The sequence below is a fragment of the Streptomyces sp. Ru72 genome (genome assembly GCF_002920635.1).
GTDB lineage: Bacteria > Actinomycetota > Actinomycetes > Streptomycetales > Streptomycetaceae > Streptomyces.
The window spans coordinates 1-26680 of the sequence record NZ_PQSR01000058.1; the positions used below are offsets into that span (position 1 = coordinate 1).

The following is a 26680-nucleotide window of genomic DNA, read 5'->3' on the forward strand; positions in this document are numbered from 1 at the left end:
GTTGGCCTCGTTGTCCACCGTCAGCGGCAGCCCGTCCGGCAGGTGGGGCCCGAGGTCGACGTCCTGCCAGTCGAGGTTGGGGGCGCGCACCACGGTCCGGGCGTCGCGCGCGACGAGGCCGGGCACGGCGACGGCGAGCCCCGCGGGCCACAGCCCTTCCCGCTCCGCCTCCGCGACCACCTGTCGTATCAGTGCGGTCAGTTCGCCGAGCACCGGCTGCGGCGGGCGGCCACGGTTCGTGCCGTGCCGCACCGCCCGAGCCCGTACGTCGCCGCGCAGATCGACCGCGTACACCGCCAGGTGATCGACACCGATCTCGGCGCCGATCCCGGCGGGACCGCGCCCGCTGACGGCCAGAGCGGAACCCGGGCGCCCGACCCGGCCGGGCCGCTCGGGCCCCAGCTCTTCCAGCAGTCCGGACCGGATCAGCTCGTCGACCAGGGTCGAGACCGCAGCGCGGGTCAGCCCGATCCGAGAGGCGACCGCGGCACGCGACAGCGGCCCCTCGGCGCTGACGGTGTGCATGACCCGCGCCAGATTCCGGCGGCGCATGCCCTGCTGGGTGTCCGGCAGCCGTCGGCCGGGGCTGGACGGATGGGCTTCGTGCAGCGGTGTGCTCATGCCTCCCTCGGATCTCGTCAGCGCCGGTCCGGCTCCCGCTCCAGCAGCGGGGCCGCGTCGGAGAGTACCCCGGCGATCCTGGCCAGCGTCGCCTCGTCCCGCTCCACGGCCTCGAGGACCGGCCCGCGCGTGGTGTCCCAGCGCCGAGCGACGGCTGCGGGGTCCTCACCGGTCAGCAACCCGGCGGCCTGAGCGGCGGCGCCCAGCGCGACCAGCTCCCTGGCCTCCGGTACCTGGACCGGACGCCCCGAGAGCCGTCGTACGGTCTCCTGCCAGGCCCGGCCCCGTGCGCCGCCCCCGATGAGCAGCAGTGGAACGGTGCGGTCCGCATCCGCGTCGAGCACCAGGTCGAGGGCGCCGAGCAGCGAGTGCACCGCTCCGTCGTAGGCCGCCTGCAGCAGCTGTCCGGCCGTCGTGTCGTGCCGCAGGCCGTGCAGCAGCCCCGAGGCGTGCGGGAGGGCCGGGGTGCGCTCGCCGTCCAGGTAGGGGAGCAGCGTCACACCGGTACCCGGCTCGACGGCCTCCCGGTCCAGGCCGAGCAGTGCGGCGATCCGGTCGACGGCGAGCGTGCAGTTCAGCGTGCACGCCAGCGGCAGCCAGTCGCCGTGCGCGTCCGCGAAGCCCGCGACGGTCCCGGTCGGGTCGGCGGGCCGCCGTCTCGAGACCGCGTACACCGTTCCGGAGGTCCCGAGGCTCAGCACCGGGGTCCCGGGGCGCAGCCCCAGACCCATCGCCGCGGCCGCGTTGTCGCCGGTGCCGGGCGCGACCAGGGTGCCCTTGGAGAACGGCAGGTCATGCGCGTCACGCACTGTGCCGGCCACCTCCCCGGGCCGGACCACGCGCGGCAGCAGGGCGGGGTCGAGGCCCGCGTGCGCGAGGATCTCCTCGTCGTACGACTCCGTCGCCGACGCCCACCAGCCGGTGCCCGAGGCATCGCCGCGGTCGGTCGTGCCCTGCCCGGTGAGGCGCTCGGTCAGGTAGTCGTGGGGCAGCCGCACGGCCTTGGTCGCGCGGACGGCCTCCGGCTCGTTCTCGGCCAGCCAGGCCCACTTCGTGACTGTGAAAGACGGGCCGGGCACGCTTCCCGTGCGCTCTGCCCAGACCTTGGGGCCGCCCAGCTCCTCCACCAGGCGGCGGGCCTGCGGCGCCGACCGTACGTCGTTCCACAGCAGGGCCGGGCGGACCGGCTCTCCTCGGCCGTCCAGGGTGACCAGGCCGTGCTGCTGGCCGCCGATCGACACGGCGGCGGCTTCGTGCGCCGCCTCGCCGCACTGGTGCAGGGCTTCGCACAGTGCCTCCCACCACTGGCGTGGGTCGCTCTCGCGACCGGCGCCCGACGTGACGGTGTGCGGTGCCTGACCGCTCGCCACCACCCGTCCGGTCGACGCGTCGACCACCAGGGCCTTGGTGGACTGGGTGGACGAGTCCACTCCGACGACGAGCGGACCCTCGGCTGCTGACATCGGGCTCTCCCTCTTCCGCGGCTCGCGGGTTCTGGCCTGTGAGCGGGCGCGCATCGGCCGCAGTGGCCGGCGTGCGCCCGTCGTCACCGTACGGAGTCACCGTACGGAGGGCACCCCTTCTCTTCCCAGAGATGCCTTCGCATACTAATTTGTTAAGCGCCATGACGAAATAGTCTCAGCGAACAAGGAGCCGCAGCATGAGCTACCAGCCCACCCCCGAGGACAGGTTCACCTTCGGTCTGTGGACCGTCGGCTGGCAGGGAAGGGACCCGTTCGGCGACGCCACCCGGCGCGCCCTGGACCCGGTGGAGACGGTTCAGCGCCTCGCCGAGCTCGGGGCCTACGGTGTGACCTTCCACGACGACGACCTGATCCCCTTCGGGTCCTCGGACAGCGAGCGCGAGGCGCACATCAAGCGCTTCCGTCAGGCCCTCGACACGACCGGGCTGACCGTGCCGATGGCCACCACCAACCTCTTCACGCACCCCGTCTTCAAGGACGGCGCCTTCACGGCGAACGACCGGGACGTCCGCCGCTACGCACTGCGCAAGACCATCCGCAACATCGACCTGGCGGTGGAGCTGGGTGCCAAGACGTACGTCGCCTGGGGCGGCCGGGAGGGTGCCGAGTCCGGCGCGGCCAAGGACGTGCGAGTCGCGCTCGACCGCATGAAGGAGGCCTTCGACCTCCTGGGCGAGTACGTCACCTCACAGGGCTACGACCTGCGCTTCGCCATCGAGCCCAAGCCGAACGAGCCCCGCGGCGACATCCTGCTGCCCACCGTCGGCCACGCCCTGGCCTTCATCGAGCGTCTGGAGCGTCCGGAGCTGTACGGCGTCAACCCGGAGGTGGGCCACGAGCAGATGGCCGGCCTCAACTTCCCGCACGGCATCGCCCAGGCACTTTGGGCGGGCAAGCTCTTCCACATCGACCTCAACGGCCAGTCCGGCATCAAGTACGACCAGGACCTGCGCTTCGGCGCGGGCGACCTGCGGGCCGCGTTCTGGCTGGTCGACCTCCTGGAGAGCGCCGGTTACAGCGGACCGCGCCACTTCGACTTCAAGCCGCCGCGGACCGAGGACCTCGACGGCGTGTGGGCGTCGGCGGCGGGCTGCATGCGCAACTACCTCATCCTGAAGGAGCGTGCGGCCGCCTTCCGGGCCGATCCCGAGGTCCAGGAGGCCCTGCGCGCCTCGCGTCTGGACCAGTTGGCGCAGCCGACCGCCGAGGACGGCCTGGAGGCGCTGCTCGCCGACCGCGGTGCCTTCGAGGAGTTCGACGTGGAGGCGGCCGCCGCGCGCGGGATGGCCTTCGAGCGCCTGGACCAGCTGGCCATGGACCACCTGCTGGGCGCGCGCGGCTGATCGCTGCCGGTACTGGAGAGGTGACGCCCTCGCGCGGAATGTGCCGGACTCGTGCCGTCCATGGCATGAGTCTGTGTCAACGGCCGCGCGGGGGCCCCGCCATGGCCGGTCGGACGCGACTGTGGACCGTATGGCCATGCCGCCGGGAGACACGCCGCCCTCGGACCACACCGGGTTCGGCCCGCCGTTCCAGCCGCCGCCCGGACCACCCGGCGCGCCCGCCAGACGCCGCGCCGGCCTCTTCCTGACGCTCGCCGCGATCGTTGCCCTCGGTATCGTCGCCGTGATCCTCGTGATCAACAGCGGCGGCGCGGCGCAGCGGAAATCGCCCACCGACAGCGGCGCGAGCACAAGTCGTGCACCCGCCCCGTCCCTGGGCATCCCGACAGGACTGCCCACCGCACTGCCCTCGAGGCTCCCCTCGGGCCTTCCGACGAGGCTGCCGTCCGGGTGGCCCAGCGTGCTTCCCAGCGGCTTTCCGAGCGACCTGGAGTCACTCTTCACGGCGCCTGCCGCCGCACCGTCGAAGCACTGAGCTCGCGGCCGTCCCCTGAGCGGCCTCTCAGGGACGGCTGAGGGGCGGGGCTCAGGGTTCTCTCAGGGTCGGGGCCCGGAACCGCACGCAGCGGGCACCCGTTCTCAGAACAAGGAGCGGCAGTGGCCGCGAAGGAGGCGACACATGTCGAGGAACGCGAAGATCGCCACCGGGGGAGTGCTGGCCGGACTCATCCTGTGGATATGGCTGCCGTGGTGGGCCGCCCTCCTGATCGTGCTGGGAGTCCCGGCGGCCGCGTACTTCACCCTGGACCCGTCGCAGCGGCGCAGGCTGCGCCGAGTGGCGCGCAAGGAGCTCGGCCGCTGAGAGGTCAGCGATCGGCCCGGGGTCCCGCCAGTGCGCAGGAGTCGACCACGTCCCCGCCCGCGGGCCTGCCGACGGTACGGTCCGCGGGCGGCCGCTCGCCCCGCTCGACCCACGTGGTCAGCGCGTCGAAGGCCGCCCGGTAGCACGGCAGAATCGGCCTGAGCCGGTCGGGATAGGAGTCGTACAGGCCGTCGACGTGCGTACCGCCTGCGACGGTGTAGAAGCGGTGCAGCGGTCCGCGACCGGCCTCCCGCACCATGCGCGCGTACACGTCGGAGTCCGTGCTCTTGGGCAGCAGGGCGTCCAGGTCGCCGTGCAGGGTGATCAGCGGTTTGCCGATCCGTCCGGTGAGGGCGACCCGGGCGACCGCCCGGTGCACGGATGCGGGGCGCGCCGCGTAGTCGTAGGCCGCGTCCGACGGACAGGGCGCCAGGATCTGCGCCGTCGTGGACCCGGCGGACGCACCAGGGCAGGTCGGGTCGTACGCGGGGTCGAACTCGGCCCGGTAGATCTTCTGGGTGATGCCCCAGTACGCCTTCTCGTGGTATGGCCACAGGAACTCGGACCCTCGGGCGAACCCCGCCGCGTACAGATCCTCGTCCCGGGCGGAGCCCAGCGTGCGGGCCACGGCCACCGGCAGCGACGTCAGCAGGTTGGGGCCATCGGCTGTCCACAGGGCGCCCTCCCAGTCCACCCCGCCGTCGTACAACTCGGGGTGGTGCTCCAACTGCCAGCGCGTCAGGTAGCCGCCGTTGGAGATCCCGGTCATGTACGTGCGCCGAGGGGCCCGCCCGTAGCGTTGCGCCGCCACCCGCTTGGCGGCCAGCGTGAGCTGAGTCGTGCGCCGGTTCCACTCGGCGACGGCGTCACCGGGGCGGGTTCCGTCGCGGTAGAAGTCCGGCCCGCTGTTGCCCTTGTCGGTGGCCGCGTACGCGTAGCCCTGTGCCAGCACCCGGTCGGAGATCGCCGTGTCGGTCGCGTACTGCCGACGTGTGCCGGGGGCGCCCGTGACGACGAGGCCGCCGTTCCACCGGTCGGGGAGCCGGATCACGAACTGGGCGTCGTGCCGCCAGCCGTGCGTGGTGTTGAAGTGCGAGTCGTCCGGGAAGTAGCCGTCGATCTGCAACCCCGGCACACCGGACGGATTGCGGGTGGCCGTGGCGGTCAGGCCCGCCTGGTCGGTCATGTCCGTGTACGGCGTTCCCGCGAGCCCCGCCGTCGTCATATCGCCCAGACAGGCACTCTGTTGGACCGCCGCACCAGGTACCCGTATCCGCCCCTGGGACTGGCAATGGCCGCCGTCGCCCGCCGCCGCGCGGCCGGGGAGGGCCGAGACAAGCAGAACGGCGGCGCACAACGCGACACGACGGGACAGGCGCATGAGGGACCTCCGGGTCAGGACGGGAGCACGGGGCTGCCCATGCTGCGACCACGGAAGTTCGCCGACCATAGGTCTGAGCCACATGGGCGCAGGTGGCCCTATGGGGGCTCACAACGCAGCCCATGCCCATCGCACCCGGTTGCCCGCACTCAGGCCGGACGTGCAGCCACCTTGTCCAGACCCTCCAGCAGTCCGGGCAACTGCGAACCCCGGCCCACCGGGATCACCTCTCCGGGCTTCTCGTCGAGGAGGAAGAACGCGATGTCGTCGGTCCTGGCCACCATGGACCAGCCGGGTCCGTCGGCACGCAACAGGCGTGCGTCACCGGGTGCGAACGAGGAACGGACACGGCCCGGCGGCGGAGGGGAGTCCACGTACCCGTGCGCCTCGTCGAGCGCACGATGTATCGCGCTGCGGGCCCCTTCTGCGGGCTTGCCGTCCGCGGGCTCGCCACCCTCCGCCGCCGGCTCGGCGTCCACAGGTGCGAAGTCGGCGGCGCCGATCTGGTCTCGCCACATGGCCCACTGGAGCGCGATCTGGTCGGCACCCAGGCGCCGTTGCGCCGGACCCCAGGTGTCGGTGTCCGGTGGGGAGAGCGGCTCACGGTCGGTGTCTTCCGGTGCGGGGTCGTGCGGGGCGGGCACACCGGGCGCTGCGACGGCCACAGCCAGCGGCCAGCCCGGCAGCGCGGCGACGACCGTGCGCTCGTCGGGCGACAGGTCGTATTCCATGCCGCAGTCCCAGGACGCGATCGCCACGGCCACCAGCGACACGTCGTCGACGACCACCGTCCAGCGCGCACCGCCGCCGTCCTGGCCGAGCACCAGGCCGTACCCGTCCGTCACCGGCGGCAGACCGAGCGCCGCGCAGGCCGCCGGATAGTCGTCGCCCAGCACGCTCGGGAACTGCGCGGGCGTCAGCAGAATCGCCGTGAGTACATACAGCGCGTCGTCCGTGGCGGCGACGGAGTCCTCGTCCGTCCCGGTCATGCCGTCCTCCCCATCCGTCGTTCGTCGGCGCACCCTAATGCGCCCGCCGACCGCTTGTCACGACTGCGAATCGCAGAAGGAACCGCACGTCTCCGACCGGACGGGGCGAAAGCACCCGGCGAGTTCCGGCGTCAGGCGGCAGGCAGGCCGAGGAGCGTCCGCGCGACCGCCCGCGGAGAGTCGCCGCGCTCCCGTGCGAGAGCGATCAGCGCACGGCAGGCAAGCTCCGTCACACCGAACGACAGGGCCTCCGGCGAGACCCACGCCGCGGCCTCGTCCATCCGGTCCTGGTCGTCCTCGGCGCACGCCGAGACATAAGCGGCCGCCGCCTCGAACAGGTTGTGCGTGCGCTTGCCCCCGGCCGCTGCCGCCCCCGCGCGCGAAGAGTTGTTGACGAGTCTGCCCACCGATGTGCGGATCCTGTCGAACATGCCAAGCCACCTTCCCCCTGTGTGGTTGCCTTCGCCGACGTGCATGTGCTGCTCTTCAACGTAGGGTGGCAGTCGCCGCGGCAGAAGGGGGACGGAACGGTGAAGCGGTTCGAGCGGCTCGAACAGATCCGGGGTCTGCACCCCGAGAAGGACGCGCTGGAGATCTACCGGCTCAGCGTCGCGTACGAGTTTCCCTGGGACTACACCCGCGCCCTGGAACTGGCGCTCTACCGTACGTACGCCGTCCCCGGCATCGGTCGGCTGCTCGCCGAGACCGGGGAGCTCACCGACCGCACACAGAAGCGGTACGACGACACCTCGCTGCTCCTCGACACCGTTGTCGAACACGGCTTTGACAGCGACGAGGGGCGCACCGCGATCCGCCGCATCAACCAGATGCACCGCAGCTACGACATCCGCAACGACGACATGAGGTACGTGCTGTGCACCTTCGTGGTGATGCCCAAGCGGTGGATCGACGCCTACGGATGGCGCCGGCTGTCCCGGCACGAGACCGTCGCCTCCGCCGCCCACTACCGCACCCTGGGGCGGCACATGGGCATCAAGGACATCCCCGGGACCTATGAGGAGTTCGAGACCTGCCTCGATGCCTATGAGGCCGCCCACTTCGCCTGGGACCCGCAAGCCCGGCGCGTGTCCGACGCGACCCTGGACCTGATGGCCTCCTGGTATCCGCGCCCCCTCGCACCGGTGCTGCGCCGGGTGACTCTCTCCCTGCTCGACGACTCGCTTCTGCGGGCCTTCCGGTACGAGCCGCCGAGCGTTGCCACACGCGCGTGGGTGCGCCGCGCGGTCCGGGCCCGCGGCCGCCTCGTCCGCCTCATGCCCCCGCGCCGGAGCCCCCACTACGCACGGCAGAACTGGGAGATCAAGGGCTACCCGAACGGCTACCGCATCGCCGACCTGGGCACCCGTCCGGTCCCCGGGGCCAAGGGCTGCCCGGTCCGGCAGGCAGGCGCCTCCTCGACGATCTCCCCCACGGAGTGAGTCGAGGGAGTCGAACGCATCGCCGGATACAGCGTGCTCCCCGCGACGGACCGCCGTCGCGCGGCGAGGCTGAGACTCAGCTCTCGCGGACGGCCAGGGCGAGGAAGCGGTTGTCCTCGTCGACGTACGACGTCATACGCCAGCCGGAACCGGCCAGCAGCGGACGGAGGTTGGGCTCGGCGCGCAGATCTCCGGGGGTGATCTGCCGTCCCTGGCGGGCCGCGAGGGCCGCCCGGCCGACCGGGTGGAAGAGCGCGAGCAGTCCGCCGGGCCGCACCACGCGCGCCAGCTCACGCAGATTCCCGGCCGGGTGGGGCAGGTGCGCGATCAGCCCTGCCGCGAAGACCGCGTCCAGGGACTCCGCCCGCAGCGGAAGCGCAGCCACGTCGGCAAGCAGCAACAGGCCGTCGCGGTCCCGCCCGGCCCGCACCGCCGCCTGAAGCATCGCCGGGGTCAGATCGGCCCCGAGGACCAGCCCCGAGGCGCCCACGGCCGCACGCAGCGGCGTCAGAGCCCGCCCCGTACCGCATCCCGCGTCGAGCACCCGGTCGCCCTTGTGCAGGCCTAGAGCGGCGACCGCGGCGGCGTACGCCGGGCCGTCGTCGGGGAACTTCGCGTCCCAGTCGGCCGCTCGCGCCGTGAAGAACTCCTGGACGTGTGTATGGACGTCGCTCATGCTCCGCATGATCCCTCACCTTCACGAGGGATGTCTCTGTGCGCATGTTCGAGCATGACGCGATCGTTCCGTGTCTCGTCTGCGTCAGATTTAAACAGCTTTCGAAATGCGCCCCCTTTGCGCTCCTACGCCCGGGCTAGCGTCCCGTGGCCATGGGACACCTGGACCACGCCACATTCGGCTGGCTGACCCCCGTGCTGTCGTACGTGATGGCGTGCATAGGCGCCGCCCTCGGGTTGCGCTGCACGGTCCGTGCGCTCGGCGCCACCGGCAGGTCGCGTCGCAACTGGCTCGTCACCGCGGCCTCGGCGATCGGCACCGGCATCTGGACCATGCACTTCGTGGCCATGCTCGGTTTCGGCGTCACCGGGACCGAGATCCGCTACGACGTGCCCCTGACCATCCTCAGCCTGCTCGTCGCCATGATCGTCGTGGGCGTCGGCGTGTTCGCCGTCGGCTACGGCGGTGGCCGCCCGCGGGCGCTCTTCCTCGGCGGGCTGACCACCGGTCTCGGCGTCGCGAGCATGCACTACCTCGGTATGGCGGCGCTGCGGCTGCACGGGGCGGCGCGCTACGACCCGGTGCTCGTCGCCCTCTCCGTGCTGATCGCCGTGGTCGCGGCGACGGCGGCCCTGTGGGCGGGCCTCAACATCAAGTCGCCCGTCGCGGTCACCGTCGCCTCCCTCGTCATGGGCGCTGCGGTCAGCAGCATGCACTACACCGGGATGTTCGCCGTGAGTGTCGATGTGATCCCGTCCGGCGAGGTCCTGCCCGGGGCCACGGCGATGCAGTTCATCTTCCCCCTCGCCGTCGGCCTCGGGTCCTACCTCTTCCTGACCTCGGCGTTCGTCGCACTGTCGCCGACCGCCGGGGAGCGCGAGGCCTCCGAGTCGGCCCAGCGGCCGCTCGAGAGCGCCGCCCGCTGACCAAGGGCCACGGACCACATGCCGCGACACACTCCGAGTGAGAAGACCATGCGAACACCCCGTAGGACACCCACGGCCGGCGCCGAGCCGCCGCCCCGGCCACCGGCGCGCGGCCGCCGTGCACACGCCGGTCCGCCGGCCGACGAGCGTGCCGGGACCGACGAGGCGGGCGGCACGGAATCGTCCGGCACCGCCGTGCGGACGGGACGGTGGCGCATACGGCCGCGCACCGTCCGGGCGAAGATCGTCTGCCTGCTCATGGTGCCCGTGATCTCCCTGATCGCCCTGTGGGCATACGCCACCGTCAGCACCGCCCAGGACGTCGCCCGGCTGCGCCAGCTGCAACGAGTGGACTCCACCGTGCGCGTGCCGGTCGCCGACGCCGTGGCCGCGCTCCAGGACGAGCGCGTCGCCGCCGTGCGCTATGCCACTGATCCCGCCGCCCAGCAGCAGAGCGATCTGCAAGCTCTCGCGGGACGCACCGACCGGGCCGTGGCCGCACTGAGGCTCGGCGGCCACCACACCGTCGCCGACGGCACCGACCTGCCCTCCGGCGTCTCGGGCCGTCTCCAATCCTTCGTGGCCGGGGCCGAACACCTGCGGCCCCTCCGCAGCGACATCCTCGCCCGTCGGGTCGGCTGGAAGGCGGCGTACGAGCAGTACACGAGGACCATCGCCACCGCCTTCCAGGTGGGGGGTGCGCTCACCGGAGTGCAGGACGCCGACCTGGGCTCCGACGCGCGCGTGCTGCTCGAGTTCTCCCGCGCGGGCGAGTCGCTCGCACAGGAGGACGCCGTTCTCGCCGGCGCCCGCCTGGCGCGGAGCCTCGACGGCGACAGGCTGAGGCTGTTCACCGGCGCTGTCGACACGCGCCGCACCCTGACCGCGTCCGCCGTCGCCGACCTGCGCGGCGCCGAGCGCACTTCCTGGAACCGGCTGGCGAGTAGCAGCGCGTACGCAGGCGTCGGTGCCATGGAGGACAAGGTACTGGCCAGACGGTCCGGCGCCTCGGCCGTCGCGGCCGCCCCCGAAGCCGCCTGGAACCCGGCACACGCGCGCGTGCAGGACGGCATGCGGATCATCGAAGCGGAGGCGGGCCGGAGCGTCGCACGCCAGGCCGACCCGTTCACCCGCGGCGTGCTCACACCCGCCGGCGCAGCCGTCCTGCTCGGTCTCGTCGCCGTCGCCGCGTCGCTCGTCATCTCCGTACGCATCGGACGAGGACTCGTCGTCGAACTGGTGAGCCTGCGCAACAGCGCCCTGGAGATCGCACGCCACAAACTCCCTCAGGCCATGCGCAAGCTGCGCGCAGGGGAGGAGATCGACGTCGAAGCCGAGGCGCCCGGCGGCCCACCCGCCGAGGACGAGACCGGGCAGGTCGCCGAGGCCCTGGCCATCGTGCACCGCGCCGCCCTGCGTGCCGCCGTCGAACGCGCGGAACTCGCCAGCGGAATCTCCGGGGTGTTCGTCAACCTCGCACGGCGCAGCCAGGTCCTGGTGCACCGCCAGCTCAACCTGCTCGACAGCATGGAACGCCGCTCCGAGGACCCTGGCGAACTGAGCGACCTCTTCCGGCTCGACCACCTGACCACGCGGATGCGCCGCCACGCCGAGAGCCTCATCATCCTCTCCGGCGCCGCACCCGGCCGGGCCTGGCGCATGCCCGTCTCGCTGACCAACGTGGTACGGGCCGCGGTCTCCGAGATCGAGGACTACGCGCGCGTGGAGGTGCGGCAACTCCCCGAGGCCTTCGTGATCGGCACTGCGGTCGCCGACCTCACGCACCTCCTCGCCGAACTCATCGAGAACGCCGCACAGTTCTCGCCACCCCACACGCGCGTGCGCGTCAACGGAGAGCCCGTCGGCAACGGCTACGCCGTCGAGATCGAGGACCGGGGACTCGGCATGGGCAAGGAGACTCTCACCGAGGCCAACCGGCGCATCGAGCAGTCCGAGGCGCTCGACCTGTTCGACAGCGACCGGCTCGGCCTCTTCGTGGTCAGCAGGCTCGCCTCCCGGCATGCCGTCAAGGTGCACCTGCGCACCTCGCCCTACGGCGGCACCACCGCGGTCGTCCTCCTGCCGACCGCCCTGCTGCACAACGGCGCAGCGCAACCCCCTCCCCGTACGGCGGACGCCGAGCGGGACGAGGACCGCGAGTACGCGCGCGTGGCCGCGGTCCCGCCGCCGAGGGAGCAGGTGGCGCAGGCCGCGGACCGGCCCGCCCTGGCACGTTCCGCCCGGGTCGGAGCGGAACGCTCCGCCGACCTGCCGCCCGAGAGCCATCCCCCAGGAGTCGCTCCCCTGAGGCTGCACCGCCCCGCGGACGACCCCGAGGCCTCCGACGACCTCCCGCGACGGGTACGGCAGGCGAGCCTCGCCCCCCAGCTGCGCGACCGAGGCCCGGAGCAAGGCGCGACAAGCGCTCCCGGCTCCCGGCACGACGACGAGCGCACCCCCGAACTGGTACGGGACCGCATGGCGGCCTACCGAGACGGCTGGGCACGCGGCGGTGGCCGCGCACCCGGACAGGCGGCTCGACCCACAGGTGACAGCAGCGAAGGAGACACCGCATGATCCAGGACCCGAGCATGAGGGCCGCCCAGCGGTCGGGTGAACTCGACTGGCTGCTGGACGACCTGGTGGTACGCGTGAACGAAGTCCGGCACGCCGTGGTGCTGTCGAACGACGGCCTGGCGGTCGGCGCCTCCACCGGCCTCAGCCGGGAGGACGCGGAGCACCTGGCGGCCGTCGCCTCCGGCTTCCACAGCCTCGCCAAGGGCGCGGGCCGCCACTTCGGTGCGGGCGGCGTACGGCAGACCATGGTGGAGATGGACGACGGCTTCCTCTTCGTGGCGGCCGCGGGCGACGGCTCCTGCCTCGCCGTCCTCACCGCCGTCACCGCCGACATCGGCCTGGTTGCGTACGAGATGGCACGACTGGTCAAGCGCGTCGGCGAGCACCTCCACACCGCGCCCAGGGTGGGCGCGCGACCACCCGCCGCCGGATGAGGACCAAGGGCGGTCGCAGATGACCGAGGACAGGACAGGCGTCCCGTACCAGCCGGGCAGCCAGTGGTACGACCACGAGGCGGGCCCCCTCGTGCGGCCCTACGCGATGACGGGCGGCCGCACCAAACCAGGACCCACCGGGGTGCGCTTCGACCTCATCGCACTCGTCTCGCTCGATCCCGGGGCACCGAAACTCGACGACGACGCCGCGCTGGGCCCGGAACACCGGGCCCTCATCGACCTCTGCCGGATCGAGATCCAGTCGGTCGCCGAACTCGCCGCCGGGGCCGACCTGCCCGTGGGTGTCGTCCGAGTGCTCCTCGGGGACCTCCTGGAGTTGGGGTGCGTGACGGTCAGCCGTCCCGTACCGCCGGCCCAACTTCCCGACGAACGGATTCTGCGCGAGGTCATCGAGGGACTGAGGGCGCTGTAGGCGATGGGCCGCAACCACAGCGGACCGGACCCGTACCGAGTTGTACGTCCATTCGGGCGCCGAATGGACGCCAGGTGGTCGCATCGGTCAAAAAGCGGGCGAACTCCCCAGGGAGGCACCGCCGTTGCCATGATGCTGACTCCGCACGGATGTACTGACGTCGACCGTGGTCGGCACTCCCGAGAGAAGTGATCGATGGTCTCCGAGCACTCCGACGCCGCCGAGGACGAGATGGCCGCCCTGGCGTTGAAGATACTGGTCGCCGGCGGATTCGGCGTGGGCAAGACCACCCTGGTGGGAGCGGTCAGCGAGATCAGGCCGCTGCGCACCGAGGAACTGCTGAGCGAGGCGGGCCAGTCCGTGGACGACACCGACGGTGTGGACCAGAAGGTCACGACGACCGTCGCCATGGACTTCGGGCGCATCACCATCCGGTCCGGACTCTCGCTCTACCTCTTCGGTACACCGGGTCAGGACCGGTTCTGGTTCCTGTGGGACGAGCTCTCCCAGGGCGCCCTGGGTGCCGTGGTGCTCGCGGACACCCGACGGCTCGAGGACTGCTTTCCGGCGGTGGACTACTTCGAGCACCGGCGCATCCCGTTCGTGGTCGCCGTCAACTGCTTCGCCGGAGCCCGCGCCCACGCGGCCCAGGACGTGTCGCGCGCCCTCGACCTCGACCAGGGCACGCCGGTGGTGCTGTGCGACGCGCGGGACCGCGACTCGGGGAAGGAGGTGCTGATCCGCCTCGTCGAGTACGCCGGGCGGATGCACACCGCCCGGTTGCTCGACTCCGTGGGATGACGCCTCAGCCGGCCAGGGCAGGCCGGGTCTATTCGGCAACGGACGAATAGGCCAGGACCTTCTCGACCCTTACCCGGACGAGGAGTTCTCCCGGAACGCCGTTGCGGGCTCCGAACTCCTCGGCCCGGCCCTCACCCATGTACCGGGCTCCGAGCCGCGTCGCCCAGTGCCGCACCTCCTCCAGGTCCTCCGACAACTCCGCGCGTCCGTGCAGCACGACGTAGCCGTACGGAGGGCGGTCGTCGTCCACGCACAGGGCGACCCGGCCGTCCCTGGCCAGATTCCGTCCCTTCACGGTCTCCTTGCCCGTGTTGAAGACCACGTCGTCGCCGTCCAGCAGGAACCAGATCGGCGCCACATGCGGGCTGCCGTCGGCGCGGACCGTGGAGAGCTTCCCGGTGCGGGTCCCGTGCGAGACGAAGGCCCGCCATTCCTCGTCGGTCATCTTCTGTGCCATACCTCCATCCTGCTTGCCGGGACGGCGGCTGTGGTGAAGGCTGGCTGACCGGATCCTCCGGCCAGGGAGAGCTACAACACGGGGAGAGCGGACCATGGCGCAGAACACGGAGCTCGGCTGGCTCCTGGACGACCTGACCGAGCGTGTGGAGCCCATACGGCACGCGCTGGTCCTGTCCAACGACGGACTGGTGACCGGCACCAGCACCGGACTGCGGCGCGAGGACGCCGAGCACCTCGCCGCCGTCTCCTCCGGTCTGCACAGCCTGGCCAAGGGCTCCGGCCGCCACTTCGGCGCGGGCCAGGTACGGCAGACCATGATCGAATTTGAGGACGCGATCCTGTTCGTTACGGCGGCCGGGCCCGGAAGCTGCCTGTGCGTGCTCAGCGCCGTCGAGGCCGACGTCGGCCAGATCGCCTACGAGATGACACTGATGGTGAACCGGGTCGGGGAGCACCTCGCCGTGGCCGAGCGAGAGCGGGACACACCTACTGCGGACCTCTGACCTGCCTCGACGGTGGAGTGAGCGGGTTTTCCACAGGTCGGTTCCGGGATCCGGCGATGAGGCTACGGTCTTTTCCGACGCGGACGCACACGGCGCCCGCAGCGGACTCCACGGGGGAGAACGGCCATGTCCGGACACACGATCACGCCCGCCATCGCGGAAACCACCGGCGCCGCGGACATCACGCCACGGCTGCCGTCGCTGGCGTTGAGCCGCGCCGCACGTGACCTGGGTCTCAGGCGGGGCGAGCTGGACCTCGCCGTCCAGCTCGGCTGTGTGCGGACGGTACCCGACGACGGGGGAGGGGGCGGTCGCCGCATCACGCGCGCCGAAATCGACCGGGCCCGATGCGAGGACGGGTTCCCCGAGACGCTCCGGGAACGGGTCGCGACGGTGGGCACCAGGGACGGCGCGGACCTGATGGACGTGACGCCCGCCCGGTTCACCCGGTTCGCACGCCTGGGTCTGATCGTGCCGGTGACGTGGTACCTGAACCGGTACCGTGCCGTGGTGTGGCGGTATCTGGCCGAGGAGGTCAAGCAGTTCGCCTCCGGGGAGGCGAACGCGCCGCTGCTCACCGGCCGGACGCCGGAGGGGCTGCGTGACCAGTTGGACGCGGGGCTGGACCTGCGGCCCCGCAACTGGCGTGGGCGCCACCTCGGATTCCGGCTGCGGCTGACGGAGGACCCGTGGGCGAAGGCCGCCGTGGTGGCGTCGCTGCTGGATCCGGCGCATGTGGCGGATGTCGTCCCGGACCCGTACGAGCGCGCCGAGCTGTACCGCCTGCGGCCCGCCCAGTCCGTGCAGTGGCCGCCCGATTCCCCTGCGGCCCGGACCGCCGCGCGGATCATGATCGCGGACGACCCCGACGAGGTCGACTGGCTCCGGGCCGACCTGGGCCGGACGCTGATCGAGGCCCGGCGACAGCGGCCCGCGGCGTGGCCGTCACCGGAAGTCTCCGGCGACGAATGCCGGCCCGGGACCGCTCACCACCCTGCGCCAGTCCAAGGGGCCGGGGCCGCGACGGTCTGCGGGAACACGACCGTGCACAGGGCCACGGACGTGGTCCGGACCGCAAGCCTCACCACAAAGGCCGTCCCGGGTGTACCGGTGGCCCACACCGGGACGGCGCCCGAACGGCGGGCGACGGCCGGGCGGCCGGAGGAGCCGCCGTCGCGAGGCGTGCTCGGGTGGCTGCGCCGCAGAAACCCCTGACCGGCGTCGCGGGGACCGGCCGACGCGGGCGTGAGGCAGGTGTGCCGTCACCGCTCGAGCCGACGGAAGAGTCCCTCCTGGACGACCGAGACGAGCAGGCGACCCTCGACGTCGTAGATGCGGCCCCGAGCAAGACCCCGGCCACCCACCGCGATCGGGGATTCCTGGTCGTACAGGAACCACTCGTCCGCGCGGAAGGGCCGGTGGAACCACATGGCATGGTCCAGCGACGCCATGTCGAAGCCCCGTGGCCCCCAGAGCGGTTCGACGGGGATGCGGACGGCGTCCAGGAGCGTCATGTCGCTCGCGTACGTGAGCGCGCAGGTGTGCACGAGCGGATCGTCCCCGAGCGGGCCCACGGCACGCATCCACACCGCGCTGCGTGGCTCGGCGTCCTTGATCTCATCGGCGTTCCAGCGCAACCGGTCCACATAACGGATGTCGAACGGCTGACGCCGGGCCATCCGCTCCAGCGTCTCGGGCAGCGCGCCCAGATGCTCCTTGACCTCCTGCGCCACCGTCGGCAGCGACTCCGGATCCGGTACCTCCCGGGCCGGCGGCAACTGGTGCTCGAAGCTCCCCTCTTCAGGCTTGTGAAAGGAGGCGGTCAGATTGAAGATCGTGCGGCCCTGCTGCACGGCCGTGACCCGCCGGGTCGTGAAGGACCTCCCGTCACGGACCCGTTCGACCTGGTACACGATGGGCACGCCCGGTATGCCCGGGCGCAGGAAGTACGCGTGCAGCGAGTGCACCGGCCGTTCGCCGTCCGTGGTGCGGCCGGCGGCGACCAGCGCCTGGCCGGCCACCTGGCCGCCGAAGACCCGCTGCAAGGACTCCTGGGGGCTGCGGCCGCGGAAGATGTTGACCTCGATCCGCTCCAGGTCGAGCAGGTCGACGAGCCTTTCGGCTGGGTTCGTCATGGGTGGTGTGCTCCTGTGCTCACAGCTGGCCGACGTCGGTGACCCGGACGACGGCGCGGCCCTCCGCGTCGGAGGCCGCGAGGTCGATCTCGGCGCTGATGCCCCAGTCGTGGTCGCCGTTCGGGTCGGCGAAGATCTGGCGGACCCGCCACAGCCCGTTCTCCGGCTCCTCATCGATGATCAGCAGCTTGGGGCCGCGGGCGTCGGGGCCGGTGCCGAGTTCGTCGTACTCGTCCCAGTACTTGTCCATGGCGGCCCCCCACGCCTCGGCGTCCCAGCCGGACTCGGCGTCCATCTCGCCGAGTTCCTCGATCTGGTCGAGGGCGGCGAGCTCCACGCGGCGGAACATGGCGTTGCGGACCAGCACCCGGAAGGCGCGCGCGTTCGCGGTGACCGGTTTGACCTGGTCGGCCTTCTCCTGGGCTTCCTCGGCCGTCATCTCCTCGGGGTTGGCCAGCTGCTCCCACTCGTCCAGCAGGCTGGAGTCGACCTGGCGCACCATCTCGCCGAGCCAGGCGATCAGGTCCTCCAGGTCGTCCGACTTCAGGTCGTCAGGCACGGTGTGCTCGAGGGCCTTGTAGGCACTGGCCAGGTAGCGCAGCACGATGCCCTCGGTGCGGGCCAGCTCGTAGAACGAGACGAACTCCGTGAAGGACAACGCACGCTCGTACATGTCGCGGATGACCGACTTGGGCGAGAGCGGATGGTCACCGACCCAGGGGTGGCTCTTGCGGTAGGTGTTGTACGCCTGGAAGAGCAACTCCTCCAGGGGCTTGGGGTAGGTGACGTCCTGGAGCCGCTCCATGCGCTCCTCGTAGTCGACACCGTCCGCCTTCATCGCGGCCACGGCCTCGCCGCGCGCCTTGTTCTGCTGGGCGATGAGGATCTGACGCGGGTCGTCCAGCGTGGACTCGACGACGGAGACCATGTCGAGGGCGTAGGACGGGGACTCGGGATCGAGGAGTTCGAACGCGGCCAGCGCGAAGGTGGACAGCGGCTGGTTGAGCGCGAAGTCCTGCTGGAGATCGACGGTGAGGCGCACGATGCGGCCGGTGGCGTCCGGCTCGTCGAGCTTCTCGACGATGCCGCCGTCCAGCAGCGAGCGGTAGATCGCGATCGCCCGCCGGATGTGCCGCAGCTGCTGCTTGCGGGGCTCGTGGTTGTCCTCCAGCAGATGGCGCATCGCCTCGAAGGCGTTGCCCGGGCGGGCGATCACCGACAGCAGCATCGTGTGGGTGACCCGGAAGCGGGAGGTGAGCGGCTCCGGCTCGGAGTCGATCAGCTTCTCGAAGGTGTTCTCCGTCCAGCCGACGAAGCCTTCGGGGGCCTTCTTGCGCACCACCTTGCGACGCTTCTTCGGGTCGTCACCGGCTTTGGCGAGTGCCTTCTCGTTCTCGATGACGTGCTCTGGCGCCTGCGCCACGACGAGGCCGGCCGTGTCGAAGCCGGCGCGCCCGGCGCGGCCCGCGATCTGGTGGAACTCCCGGGCGCGGAGGGTACGCACCCGGTTGCCGTCGTACTTGGTCAGGGCAGTGAAGAGGACGGTGCGGATGGGGACGTTGACGCCGACGCCCAGGGTGTCGGTGCCGCAGATCACCTTCAGCAGGCCGGCCTGGGCCAGTTTCTCCACCAGGCGCCGGTACTTCGGCAGCATGCCGGCGTGGTGGACGCCGATGCCGTGCCGCACGTAACGGGAGAGGTTGCGGCCGAACTTGGTGGTGAAGCGGAAGTTGCCGATCAGCTCGGCGATCTGGTCCTTCTCCTCCCGCGAACACATGTTGATGCTCATCAGCGCCTGGGCCCGTTCCACGGCCTGCGCCTGGGTGAAGTGGACGATGTAGACAGGAGCCTGCCGGGTCTCCAGCAGCTCGGTGAGCGTCTCGGTGAGCGGGGTGCGCCGGTACTCGTAGGAGAGCGGCACCGGGCGGGTGGCCGAGCGCACCACCGCCGTGGGGCGACCGGTGCGGCGGGTCAGGTCCTTCTCGAACATGGAGACGTCGCCGAGTGTCGCCGACATCAGGATGAACTGTGCTTGCGGCAGCTCCAGGATCGGGATCTGCCACGCCCAGCCGCGGTCACCCTCGGCGTAGAAGTGGAACTCGTCCATCACGACCTGGCCGACATCGGCCTGCCTGCCGTCACGCAGCGCGATCGACGCCAGGACCTCGGCCGTGCAGCAGATCACAGGCGCGTCGGCGTTGACGGAGGCGTCACCGGTGAGCATGCCGACGTTCTCGGTGCCGAAGAGCTTGCACAGCTCGAAGAACTTCTCCGAGACGAGTGCCTTGATCGGCGCGGTGTAGAAAGTGACCTCGTCCCGGGCGAGTGCCGCGAAGTGCGCGCCCGCGGCGATCATGCTCTTGCCGGACCCGGTGGGAGTCGACACGATCACGTTCGCTCCCGAGACCACCTCGATCAGCGCCTCCTCCTGGTGCGGATAGAGGGTGAGCCCGCGCTCCCCGGCCCACGACTCGAAGGCTTCGTAGAGGGCGTCGGGGTCTGCGGTCTGCGGGAGCTGATCGATGAGGGTCACGTCCCCATCTTGCCTGCCCTCGCGCCCGATGAGGGAATCGGCTGCCGACCCGAAGATCTTGGACGCTACGCTGTGGCGCCGACAGTACGTCGGCGCACACGGACAACTGGACAGCGCTACAAGAGGAATGGGGCGGGATGCGGCCATGATGGGACCAGCACACTCACTGTCGGGGGCCGCGGCCTGGCTCGGGGTGGGAGCGGCCGCCGCAGCGTCGGGTCATCCGATGCCCTGGCCGGTCCTTCTCGTCGGTGCGCTGATCTGCGCCGGTGCCGCGCTTGCCCCCGATCTGGATCACAAGGCGGCCACCATCTCTCGGGCGTTCGGCCCCCTCTCCCGCTGGATCTGCGAGATCGTCGACAAGCTGTCGTACGCCGTCTACAAGGCGACCAGGAAACCGGGCGATGCTCGCCGGTCGGGCGGTCACCGTACGCTCACGCATACCTGGCTGTGGGCGGTGCTGATCGGGACGGGAACGGCCGTGGCGGCCGTGACGGGCGGCCGCTGGACGGTCCTGGCCATCCTCTTCGCGCACATGGTGCTGGCCATCGAGGGACTGCTGTGGCGGGCGGCGCGCGGCTCGAGCAGCGATGTGCTGGTGTGGTTGCTGGCCGCGACCAGCGCGTGGATTCTGGCCGGCATACTCGACAAACCGGGCAACGGTGCGAACTGGCTGTTCACGGCTCCGAACCAGCACTACCTGTGGCTCGGCCTGCCGATCGTCCTCGGCGCCCTGGTGCACGACATCGGGGACGCGCTGACGGTGTCCGGCTGCCCGATCCTGTGGCCGATACCCGTGGGCCGCAAGCGCTGGTACCCGCTGGGCCCGCCGAAGGCGCTGCGGTTCCGGGCGGGCAGCTGGGTCGAGCTGAAGGTTCTGATGCCGGCGTTCATGCTGCTGGGCGGGGTGGGCTGCGCGGCGGCGCTCAACGTCATCTGAGGGCGGCTGTGGGGCGACGGCCGTTCGACGGGTGCGGCAGCCTACCGGCCGGAGTCGCCGTCTGCTCCCTTCCCCCTGGCGTAGCGCCGCTCGAACCGGGCGATGCGCCCCTCCGTGTCCACCGTGCGGGCCTTGCCCGTGTAGAAGGGGTGGCTTTCGGAGGAGATCTCGACGTCCACCACCGGATACGTCGCACCGTCGTCCCACTCGATGGTCTGGTCACTGGTCGCGGTGGACCGGGTGAGGAAGGCGTAGCCGGCGGCGCGGTCGCGGAAGACGACGGGGCGGTAGTCGGGGTGCTTGTCCTGCTGCATGGGGCCTCCTTGTGTGGCGCGTGCGGCGGGTGGCGTTCAGCCGGGCAGCGTGTCCTCGTCGACGATGTGCACGGCCGCCTCCTCGGCCGAGGCCGCCGCGCCGTCGATGCCGACGTCTGTGGCGACCAGTCCGTTCTCCTCGTCCTCGTGCGCCCCTTCGTCCGGGGCGACGAGACGACCGGAGCGGGCATCGCCGACCTCGTTGTCCAGGGGTTCCCCGTCACCGTCGGGCCAGTCCCCGATGCCGTCGTCGTCCGGGACGGAGATGTCCGGGATCTCCTCGGCGAGCCGCTGGTCCAGGGTTTCTCCCTGATGCCGCTCGGCCGCGGTCACGCCCACGTGCTCCACCGCCCAGGGCCGCTCGGGCGGCGACCAGCCCCGGTCGAGCGGGTTGGTGACGCCGTCGCTCTCCAGGGTGTCCTCGGCGTCGAGCAGCCCAGCGTCGTCCTGCACCTCGGATCCGTCGGGCTGGTAGACGTCGTCGCCCCATCCCTCGGTGCTGTCCACAGATACCTCCAGGTGGTGGGACGGAACCGATTGCCGCCATGCACGCGTCGCGGACGCGGGGGACCGGTCGGACGGGCCACGCCCTCCCGACCCAGACGGTTCCGGCACGTCCCCCGGGCCGGTGCCACCTCCAGCCTTCCACCCCGCGTCGGAACCGCGCAACGGCAGCCGGACAGCGGCGGGGAAAGGCCGGGAGAGGCGTCCGTGAGCGGGCGGACCGGCGCGCCCGCGACGGCAGCGGTCCTCGCGGCCGACCGCCCGCCCGGCCGCCGATCCGAGGCCACGGACGCCCGCCCGGACCGCCGATCCGAGGCCGCCTGCCCCGGACCGCCGCGGGGCGGGACCCGAGGTCACCCGTGCCAGGAGCGCCACAGCGCCGCATACGCCCCGTCGGCGGCGACCAACTCCTCGTGGCTGCCCAGCTCGCTGATCCGCCCGTTTTCGACGACGGCGATGACGTCCGCGTCGTGAGCGGTGTGCAGCCGATGCGCGATGGCGACGACCGTGCGGCCGTCCAGCACACGGGCCAGGGAGCGCTCCAGATGGCGGGCCGCCCGCGGGTCGAGCAGGGATGTGGCCTCGTCCAGGACCAGCGTGTGCGGGTCGGCGAGTACCAGCCGGGCCAGCGCGATCTGCTGCGCCTGTGCCGGGGTGAGCGCCAGACCACCGGAGCCGACCTCGGTGTCCAGCCCGTCGTCCAGGGCACGCGCCCAGTCGTCGGCGTCCACAGCTGCGAGGGCGGCCCACAGCTCGGCGTCGACGGCGTCCGTCCGGGCCAGCAGCAGGTTGTCGCGCAAGGAGCCCACGAAGACATGGTGCTCCTGGTTGACCAGGGCCACGTGCGAGCGCACCCGCTCGGCGGACATCCGCGACAGTTCCGCACCGCCGAGGGTGACGCGGCCCTCCCGGGGGGCATAGATGCCGGCGAGCAGCCGGCCGAGCGTCGACTTGCCCGCGCCGGACGGGCCGACCAGGGCAAGTCGGGTGCCGGGCGCCACCTGCAGGGAGACCTTGTGCAGCACGTCGACGCCCGCGCGGTAGCCGAAACGCACCTCCTCGGCGGCCACGTCACGGCCGTCGGGCGCCAGGGAGGTGTCGCCCGCGTCCGGCTCGATCTCGCGGACCCCGACCAGCCGGGCCAGCGACACCTGGGCCACCTGCAGTTCGTCGTACCACCGCAGGATCAGCCCCACCGGGTCGACGAGCATCTGAGCGATGAGCGCGCCGGTCGTCAGCTGCCCGATGTCGATCCAGCCCTGCAGGACGAACACCCCGCCGATCAACAGGACCGAGGTCAGGACGGTGACGTGCGTGACGTTGATGACCGGAAAGAGGACCGACCGCAGCCAGAGGGTGTAGCGCTCCCAGGCGGTCCACTCCTTCACCCGCTGGTCCGACAGCTCGATGCGCCGGTCGCCGAGGCGGTGGGCCTCGACGGTGCGCCCCGCATCCACGGTCTCGGCGAGGACCGCGGCCACGGCGGCGTACCCGGCGGCTTCGGAGCGGTAGGCGGACGGGGCGCGTTTGAAGTACCAGCGGCAGCCGATCACCAGCAGCGGTACCGCGAGGAGGACGGCCGGTGCCAGCGGCGGGGCCGTGACGGTGAGGCCGCCGAGCAGCAGTGCGGCCCAGACCACACCGATGGCCAGCTGCGGCACGGCCTCACGCATGGCGTTGGCGAGCCGGTCGATGTCGGTGGTGATCCGGGACAGCAGGTCGCCGGTCCCGGCCCGCTCCAGGACGCCCGGCGGCAGCCTCACGGACCGTACGAGGAAGTCCTCGCGCAGGTCGGCCAGCATCCGCTCACCGAGCACGGCGCCCTGCAGCCGCACCAGGCGTACGAAAACCGCCTGGACGAGGAGCGCGACGACGAACAGCGCGACGGTGCGTTCCAGATGGAGTTCGCGGACGCCGTCCGAGATGCGTTCCACGAGCCCGCCCAGCAGGTACGGGCCAGCCATCGAGGCGACCACGGAGACCGTGTTCACGGCGATGAGCAGCAGGAAGGGGCGGCGGTGCCGGCGGAACAGTTCGGCCACGTAGGCGCGTACGGTCTCCGGGGCACCGACGGGCAGCGTGGTCGCCGTCGTCGGGGCCGCCGGGTCGTACGCCGGTGGCGCCACGCCGATCATGCGGTCTCCTCGATCTCTTCCAGGTCTTCCAGCTCGTGCAGTTCGGCCAGGACGTCGGCGCGCGCGGCGGCCTCGTCGTCGGTCTCGCGGGTGACGACCGAGCGGTACCGGGGTTCGGCGTGCACCAGTTCGCGATGCAGGCCGACCGCCGCGACCTCTCCCTCGTGCACCAGTACCACCCGGTCCGCACGGTCCAGGAGCAGGGGCGAGGAGGTGAGCACGACCGTCGTGCGACCCGCCCGCAGGCGGCGGATCCCCTCGGCGATGCGTGCCTCGGTGTGCGAGTCGACGGCGGACGTCGGCTCGTCCAGGACCAGCACCTGCGGGTCCGTGATGAGCGACCGGGCCAGGGCGAGCCGCTGGCGTTGGCCGCCGGACAGGGACCGGCCGCGTTCGGTGATCCGTGCGTCCATCGGGTCGTCGGTGTCCGTCGTCCCCTCCACGAGCGCGTCCAGGACATCACCGCACTGCGCGGCGGCGAGCGCCTCCTCGGCGCCGACCTGACCGGAGGCGGGCACGTCGAGCAGGTCGCGCAGGGAGCCGGACAGCAGCACCGGATCCTTGTCCTGGACGAGGACGGCGGTACGGGCCGTCTGGAGCGGCAGCTCGTCCAGCGGGACGCCGCCCAGCAGCACCGAGGTCCCTTCCTCCGCTGGGTGTCCGCCCAGCCGTTCGGCCAGCACGCCCGCCGCGTCCGGGTCGCCGCACACGACGGCGGTGAACTGCCCCGCAGGCGCGAGCAGGCCGGTCCGCGGGTCGTACAGGTCCCCTGCCGGCAGGCTCGCCTCACGGGAGCCCGCGGCGTCCGTGGCGCGCTCCAGGGACAGCACCCGGGCCGCGCGCCGGGCGGACGGCCGCGAGAAGGAGTACGCCATGGCGATCTCCTCGAAGTGCTGCAGCGGGTAGGTGAGCAGCATGACCGCGCTGTACACGGTCACCAGCTCGCCGACCGCGATACGCCCCTCATGGGCCAACTGGACACCGCGCCAGACGAGCGCGATCACCAGCAGCCCCGGCATCAGCACCTGGATCGCCGCGATCAGCGACCACATGCGGGCACTGCGCACGGCCGCGGTGCGGACTTCTTGGGAGGCCCGGCGGTAGCGCTCCAGGAACAGTTCCTCGCCGCCGATGCCGCGCAGCACCCGCAGGCCCGCGACGGTGTCCGAGGCCAGTTCGGTGGCGCGGCCCGCCTTCTCGCGCTGGACGTCGGCGCGCCGGGTCGCCCTGGGCAGCAGCGGCAGCACGGTGAGCGCCAGCGCCGGCACGCCCACCGCCACGATGACGCCGAGCGCGGGCTGGTAGACGACGAGCGCGACGCAGACCGCGACGACGGTGAGCGCGGCCGCGCTGAACCGCGAGACGGCCTCCACGAACCAGCCGATCTTCTCGACGTCACCGGTGGAGACCGCGACGACCTCACCGGCCGCCACCCGCCGGGTCAGGGCGGAGCCGAGCAGGGCTGTCCTGCGTGCCAGGAGCTGCTGGACCCGCGCGGCGGCGGTGATCCAGTTGGTGACCGCCGTGCGGTGCAGCATGGTGTCGCCCAGCGCGATACCGGCCCCGCACAGCAGGAGCAGTCCGCCCGTCAGAGCGAGCCGGGCGCCCGACCGGTCGACGACGGCCTGGACGGCGAGACCGACGCAGAAGGGCAGCCCGCAGACGGACAGGAAGTGCAGCAGCCCCCACGCCAGGGACTTCAGTTGCCCGCCCAGTTGGTTCCGGCCGAGCCACCACAGGAATCGGGGACCCGAGCGTGCGTCAGGCACACCCGGGTCGGGATACGGAAGGTCGTGAATCTGCATGACGTCCCAGTGGCTCGTGTCAATGGAAACGGGTGGTGGGGCAGGCCGGGGCAGTCTGAGGGTCCGACGCCTGCCCGTGACAAGCCGTGACAGCGTCGCGTCGGAACGCGCTCGGAAGCAAACGGTTTTCCGGCCGCGCAGACGAGAACCGGACCCCGCCGCTGCGTGCGGCCGAATGGCAGACATCCGGACGGAAGGGTCTGGAAAGCGATGTGACGATACGACATATGCGAACAGGTGGTGTGCGCGGTACGGCGGTGGACAGGTGGATGGTGGCGGTGACCTGCGGTGTGCTGCTGATGTCCGTGCCCGGGTGTGGCGGTTCGGCGGGCGAGAGCCACCGGGTGAAAGGCCCCGATCCGACCCGGGACGGCCGGACCCTTCGCGGTGCTCCGGGGAACGGAGCCGGCAGTACACCTGCACCCATGCCCGGGCCGAGCCGGATTCCGGGTGTCGGTGACGGGCTCGACCGGCGGATCCCCGACGGGTCGCGTCAGGTCGTGGTGGTCTACGGCGACGACGAGGACTCTCCGGATTCCACGGTCGTGCTCTACCTGAAGGAGGGCTCGGCGTGGAAGGAGTCGGGGCGCTGGCGCGGGCACAACGGGAAGGCCGGCTGGACGACGGACCACTACATGGGCGATCTGCGCACCCCGGTCGGCGTGTTCACGCTCAGCGACGCCGGCGGTCTCCTCGACGATCCGGGGACGAAGCTCCCGTACAGCCAGGGGGAGTCCTACGAGGCGCCGGAGGGCTGGGACGAGTCGCACCGGAACGTCTTCGACTATGTCATCGCCATCGACTACAACCGGCTCAGGGGCACCCCACCCCACGATCCGACCCGCCCCGAGGGGGAGGAGAAGGGCGGCGGCATCTGGCTGCACGTGGATCACGAAGACGGCACGCTGGCCTGTGTCACGCTGCCCGAGTCCGGTATGAGGCACCTGTTGCGCGTGCTCGATCCCGACCAGGAGCCCGTGGTGGTGATGGGCGACAGGGCGCACCTGAAGGCCTGGAAGCAACCGGAGGAACCCACTGACGCCCAGTGAGGACCCAATGTGGGGCGGGTGGACCATCCGTGGAAAACGCTGGGCATGAAGGCGTGTAGCGGCATGTTTCATGCTCAACGGATGTGGGTCCTCGCAGTGAGCAAGCCCTCCTCGGGGCGGGCCCCACGTCGACGCAGGCTGTGCATGCCGGAACCGCGCTGGCCGCGGCGTCATCGGTCAAGGGTGCCTCTCCCGCCGCCCGTCACCCCGCCCGCCGAGTTCGGCACCGACGGGCACGATCCGCTGACCGCCGCCAGGCCAGTCGCCAAGCCGCTGGCGCGGTTCTGTCGGGTGACGCTCGCCGAGGCGCAGTTCCGTGACTTCACGTCGCACCGAG

General features: G+C 71.6%; 26 protein-coding genes. 13 read left to right on the forward strand and 13 right to left on the reverse strand.

What is annotated here, in order from left to right:
• Together C3488_RS24325 and xylB are read right to left on the reverse strand one after the other, a co-directional pair.
• The coding region (locus C3488_RS24325) for an ROK family transcriptional regulator (protein ID WP_146067918.1) at positions 1-621 on the reverse strand (621 nt) is incomplete at its 3' end.
• Between the two features lie 17 nt (positions 622-638).
• Positions 639-2084, reverse strand: coding sequence for a xylulokinase (xylB, locus tag C3488_RS24330; RefSeq protein ID WP_103842769.1), 1446 nt, complete (start codon positions 2082-2084; stop codon positions 639-641).
• 197 nt (positions 2085-2281) lie between these two features.
• Between xylB and xylA the strand changes: the two genes are divergently transcribed.
• The 3 genes from xylA (at position 2282) to C3488_RS24345 (ending at position 4310) form a co-directional block, all read left to right on the forward strand.
• Positions 2282-3448 (forward strand): xylose isomerase, encoded by a 1167-nt coding sequence (xylA, locus tag C3488_RS24335; protein WP_103842771.1) that lies wholly within the window; start codon positions 2282-2284, stop codon positions 3446-3448.
• A 130-nt stretch (positions 3449-3578) separates the two neighbouring features.
• Positions 3579-3983: a hypothetical protein gene (locus tag C3488_RS24340; protein WP_258053625.1), complete on the forward strand. Its 405-nt coding sequence runs from the start codon at positions 3579-3581 to the stop codon at positions 3981-3983.
• A gap of 144 nt (positions 3984-4127) precedes the next feature.
• Positions 4128-4310, forward strand: coding sequence for a hypothetical protein (locus C3488_RS24345; protein ID WP_103842773.1), 183 nt, complete (start codon positions 4128-4130; stop codon positions 4308-4310).
• Positions 4311-4314: 4 nt separating this feature from the next.
• Here C3488_RS24345 and C3488_RS24350 read toward each other — a convergent pair whose 3' ends face one another.
• The 3 genes from C3488_RS24350 to C3488_RS24360 all read right to left on the reverse strand — a co-directional run bounded on the left by C3488_RS24350 (position 4315) and on the right by C3488_RS24360 (position 7111).
• Positions 4315-5691 (reverse strand): tannase/feruloyl esterase family alpha/beta hydrolase, encoded by a 1377-nt coding sequence (locus tag C3488_RS24350; RefSeq protein WP_103842775.1) that lies wholly within the window; start codon positions 5689-5691, stop codon positions 4315-4317.
• Positions 5692-5840: 149 nt separating this feature from the next.
• Entirely contained in the window at positions 5841-6680 is an 840-nt protein-coding gene (locus C3488_RS24355) for a hypothetical protein (RefSeq protein WP_103842777.1), read from the reverse strand.
• A gap of 131 nt (positions 6681-6811) precedes the next feature.
• Entirely contained in the window at positions 6812-7111 is a 300-nt protein-coding gene (locus tag C3488_RS24360; RefSeq protein WP_103842779.1) for a hypothetical protein, read from the reverse strand.
• A 99-nt stretch (positions 7112-7210) separates the two neighbouring features.
• Between C3488_RS24360 and C3488_RS24365 the strand changes: the two genes are divergently transcribed.
• Positions 7211-8119 (forward strand): oxygenase MpaB family protein, encoded by a 909-nt coding sequence (locus tag C3488_RS24365; RefSeq protein ID WP_103842854.1) that lies wholly within the window; start codon positions 7211-7213, stop codon positions 8117-8119.
• Between the two features lie 76 nt (positions 8120-8195).
• On the opposite strand, the gene C3488_RS24370 is transcribed toward C3488_RS24365, so the two are convergent.
• Positions 8196-8795: a class I SAM-dependent methyltransferase gene (locus C3488_RS24370; RefSeq protein ID WP_103842856.1), complete on the reverse strand. Its 600-nt coding sequence runs from the start codon at positions 8793-8795 to the stop codon at positions 8196-8198.
• A gap of 152 nt (positions 8796-8947) precedes the next feature.
• Here C3488_RS24370 and C3488_RS24375 point away from each other — a divergent pair, with 152 nt between their 5' ends.
• The 5 genes from C3488_RS24375 to C3488_RS24395 all read left to right on the forward strand — a co-directional run bounded on the left by C3488_RS24375 (position 8948) and on the right by C3488_RS24395 (position 13966).
• The gene (locus C3488_RS24375) at positions 8948-9721 is read left to right on the forward strand and encodes an MHYT domain-containing protein (protein WP_103842781.1); all 774 of its coding nucleotides are present in this window, start codon (positions 8948-8950) and stop codon (positions 9719-9721) included.
• Between the two features lie 48 nt (positions 9722-9769).
• A complete protein-coding gene (locus tag C3488_RS24380) occupies positions 9770-12298 on the forward strand; it encodes a nitrate- and nitrite sensing domain-containing protein (RefSeq protein WP_103842783.1) in 2529 nt (842 codons plus the stop codon).
• Complete coding sequence (locus C3488_RS24385) at positions 12295-12732, forward strand: roadblock/LC7 domain-containing protein (protein ID WP_103842785.1); 438 nt, start codon at positions 12295-12297, stop codon at positions 12730-12732. The genes C3488_RS24380 and C3488_RS24385 overlap by 4 nt, the downstream gene beginning before the upstream one ends.
• 19 nt (positions 12733-12751) lie before the next feature.
• The gene (locus C3488_RS24390) at positions 12752-13165 is read left to right on the forward strand and encodes a DUF742 domain-containing protein (protein ID WP_103842787.1); all 414 of its coding nucleotides are present in this window, start codon (positions 12752-12754) and stop codon (positions 13163-13165) included.
• A gap of 195 nt (positions 13166-13360) precedes the next feature.
• Complete coding sequence (locus C3488_RS24395) at positions 13361-13966, forward strand: ATP/GTP-binding protein (RefSeq protein ID WP_103842789.1); 606 nt, start codon at positions 13361-13363, stop codon at positions 13964-13966.
• Positions 13967-13994: 28 nt separating this feature from the next.
• Here C3488_RS24395 and C3488_RS24400 read toward each other — a convergent pair whose 3' ends face one another.
• Positions 13995-14423, reverse strand: coding sequence for a PPOX class F420-dependent oxidoreductase (locus C3488_RS24400; protein ID WP_103842791.1), 429 nt, complete (start codon positions 14421-14423; stop codon positions 13995-13997).
• A 94-nt stretch (positions 14424-14517) separates the two neighbouring features.
• Here C3488_RS24400 and C3488_RS24405 point away from each other — a divergent pair, with 94 nt between their 5' ends.
• The gene (locus C3488_RS24405) at positions 14518-14928 is read left to right on the forward strand and encodes a roadblock/LC7 domain-containing protein (protein ID WP_103842793.1); all 411 of its coding nucleotides are present in this window, start codon (positions 14518-14520) and stop codon (positions 14926-14928) included.
• Between the two features lie 126 nt (positions 14929-15054).
• On the forward strand, positions 15055-16143 hold the full coding sequence (locus C3488_RS24410; RefSeq protein WP_181139176.1) for a DUF6397 family protein: 1089 nt from the start codon (positions 15055-15057) through the stop codon (positions 16141-16143).
• 47 nt (positions 16144-16190) lie between these two features.
• Here the strand turns inward: C3488_RS24410 and C3488_RS24415 are convergent, their stop codons facing one another.
• Both C3488_RS24415 and C3488_RS24420 read right to left on the reverse strand, forming a co-directional pair.
• On the reverse strand, positions 16191-17063 hold the full coding sequence (locus tag C3488_RS24415; protein ID WP_103842795.1) for an acyl-CoA thioesterase II: 873 nt from the start codon (positions 17061-17063) through the stop codon (positions 16191-16193).
• A 19-nt stretch (positions 17064-17082) separates the two neighbouring features.
• Positions 17083-19596 (reverse strand): DEAD/DEAH box helicase, encoded by a 2514-nt coding sequence (locus C3488_RS24420; protein WP_103842797.1) that lies wholly within the window; start codon positions 19594-19596, stop codon positions 17083-17085.
• 145 nt (positions 19597-19741) lie between these two features.
• On the opposite strand from C3488_RS24420, the gene C3488_RS24425 reads away from it, so the two are divergent.
• Positions 19742-20536, forward strand: coding sequence for a metal-dependent hydrolase (locus C3488_RS24425; RefSeq protein WP_103842799.1), 795 nt, complete (start codon positions 19742-19744; stop codon positions 20534-20536).
• 41 nt (positions 20537-20577) lie between these two features.
• Here the strand turns inward: C3488_RS24425 and C3488_RS24430 are convergent, their stop codons facing one another.
• The 4 genes from C3488_RS24430 to C3488_RS24445 all read right to left on the reverse strand — a co-directional run bounded on the left by C3488_RS24430 (position 20578) and on the right by C3488_RS24445 (position 25294).
• Positions 20578-20850 carry a type B 50S ribosomal protein L31 gene (locus tag C3488_RS24430; RefSeq protein ID WP_103842800.1) on the reverse strand — a complete coding sequence of 91 codons (273 nt, stop codon included), beginning with the start codon at positions 20848-20850 and terminating at the stop codon, positions 20578-20580.
• Between the two features lie 36 nt (positions 20851-20886).
• Entirely contained in the window at positions 20887-21357 is a 471-nt protein-coding gene (locus C3488_RS24435) for a DUF5709 domain-containing protein (RefSeq protein WP_103842801.1), read from the reverse strand.
• 350 nt (positions 21358-21707) lie between these two features.
• Positions 21708-23489, reverse strand: coding sequence for an ABC transporter ATP-binding protein (locus tag C3488_RS24440; protein ID WP_103842803.1), 1782 nt, complete (start codon positions 23487-23489; stop codon positions 21708-21710).
• On the reverse strand, positions 23486-25294 hold the full coding sequence (locus C3488_RS24445; RefSeq protein WP_103842805.1) for an ABC transporter ATP-binding protein: 1809 nt from the start codon (positions 25292-25294) through the stop codon (positions 23486-23488). Before C3488_RS24445 ends, C3488_RS24440 begins: the two co-directional genes overlap by 4 nt.
• 227 nt (positions 25295-25521) lie before the next feature.
• Between C3488_RS24445 and C3488_RS24450 the strand changes: the two genes are divergently transcribed.
• The gene (locus tag C3488_RS24450; protein WP_103842807.1) at positions 25522-26343 is read left to right on the forward strand and encodes a hypothetical protein; all 822 of its coding nucleotides are present in this window, start codon (positions 25522-25524) and stop codon (positions 26341-26343) included.
• Positions 26344-26680 lie beyond the last annotated feature (337 nt).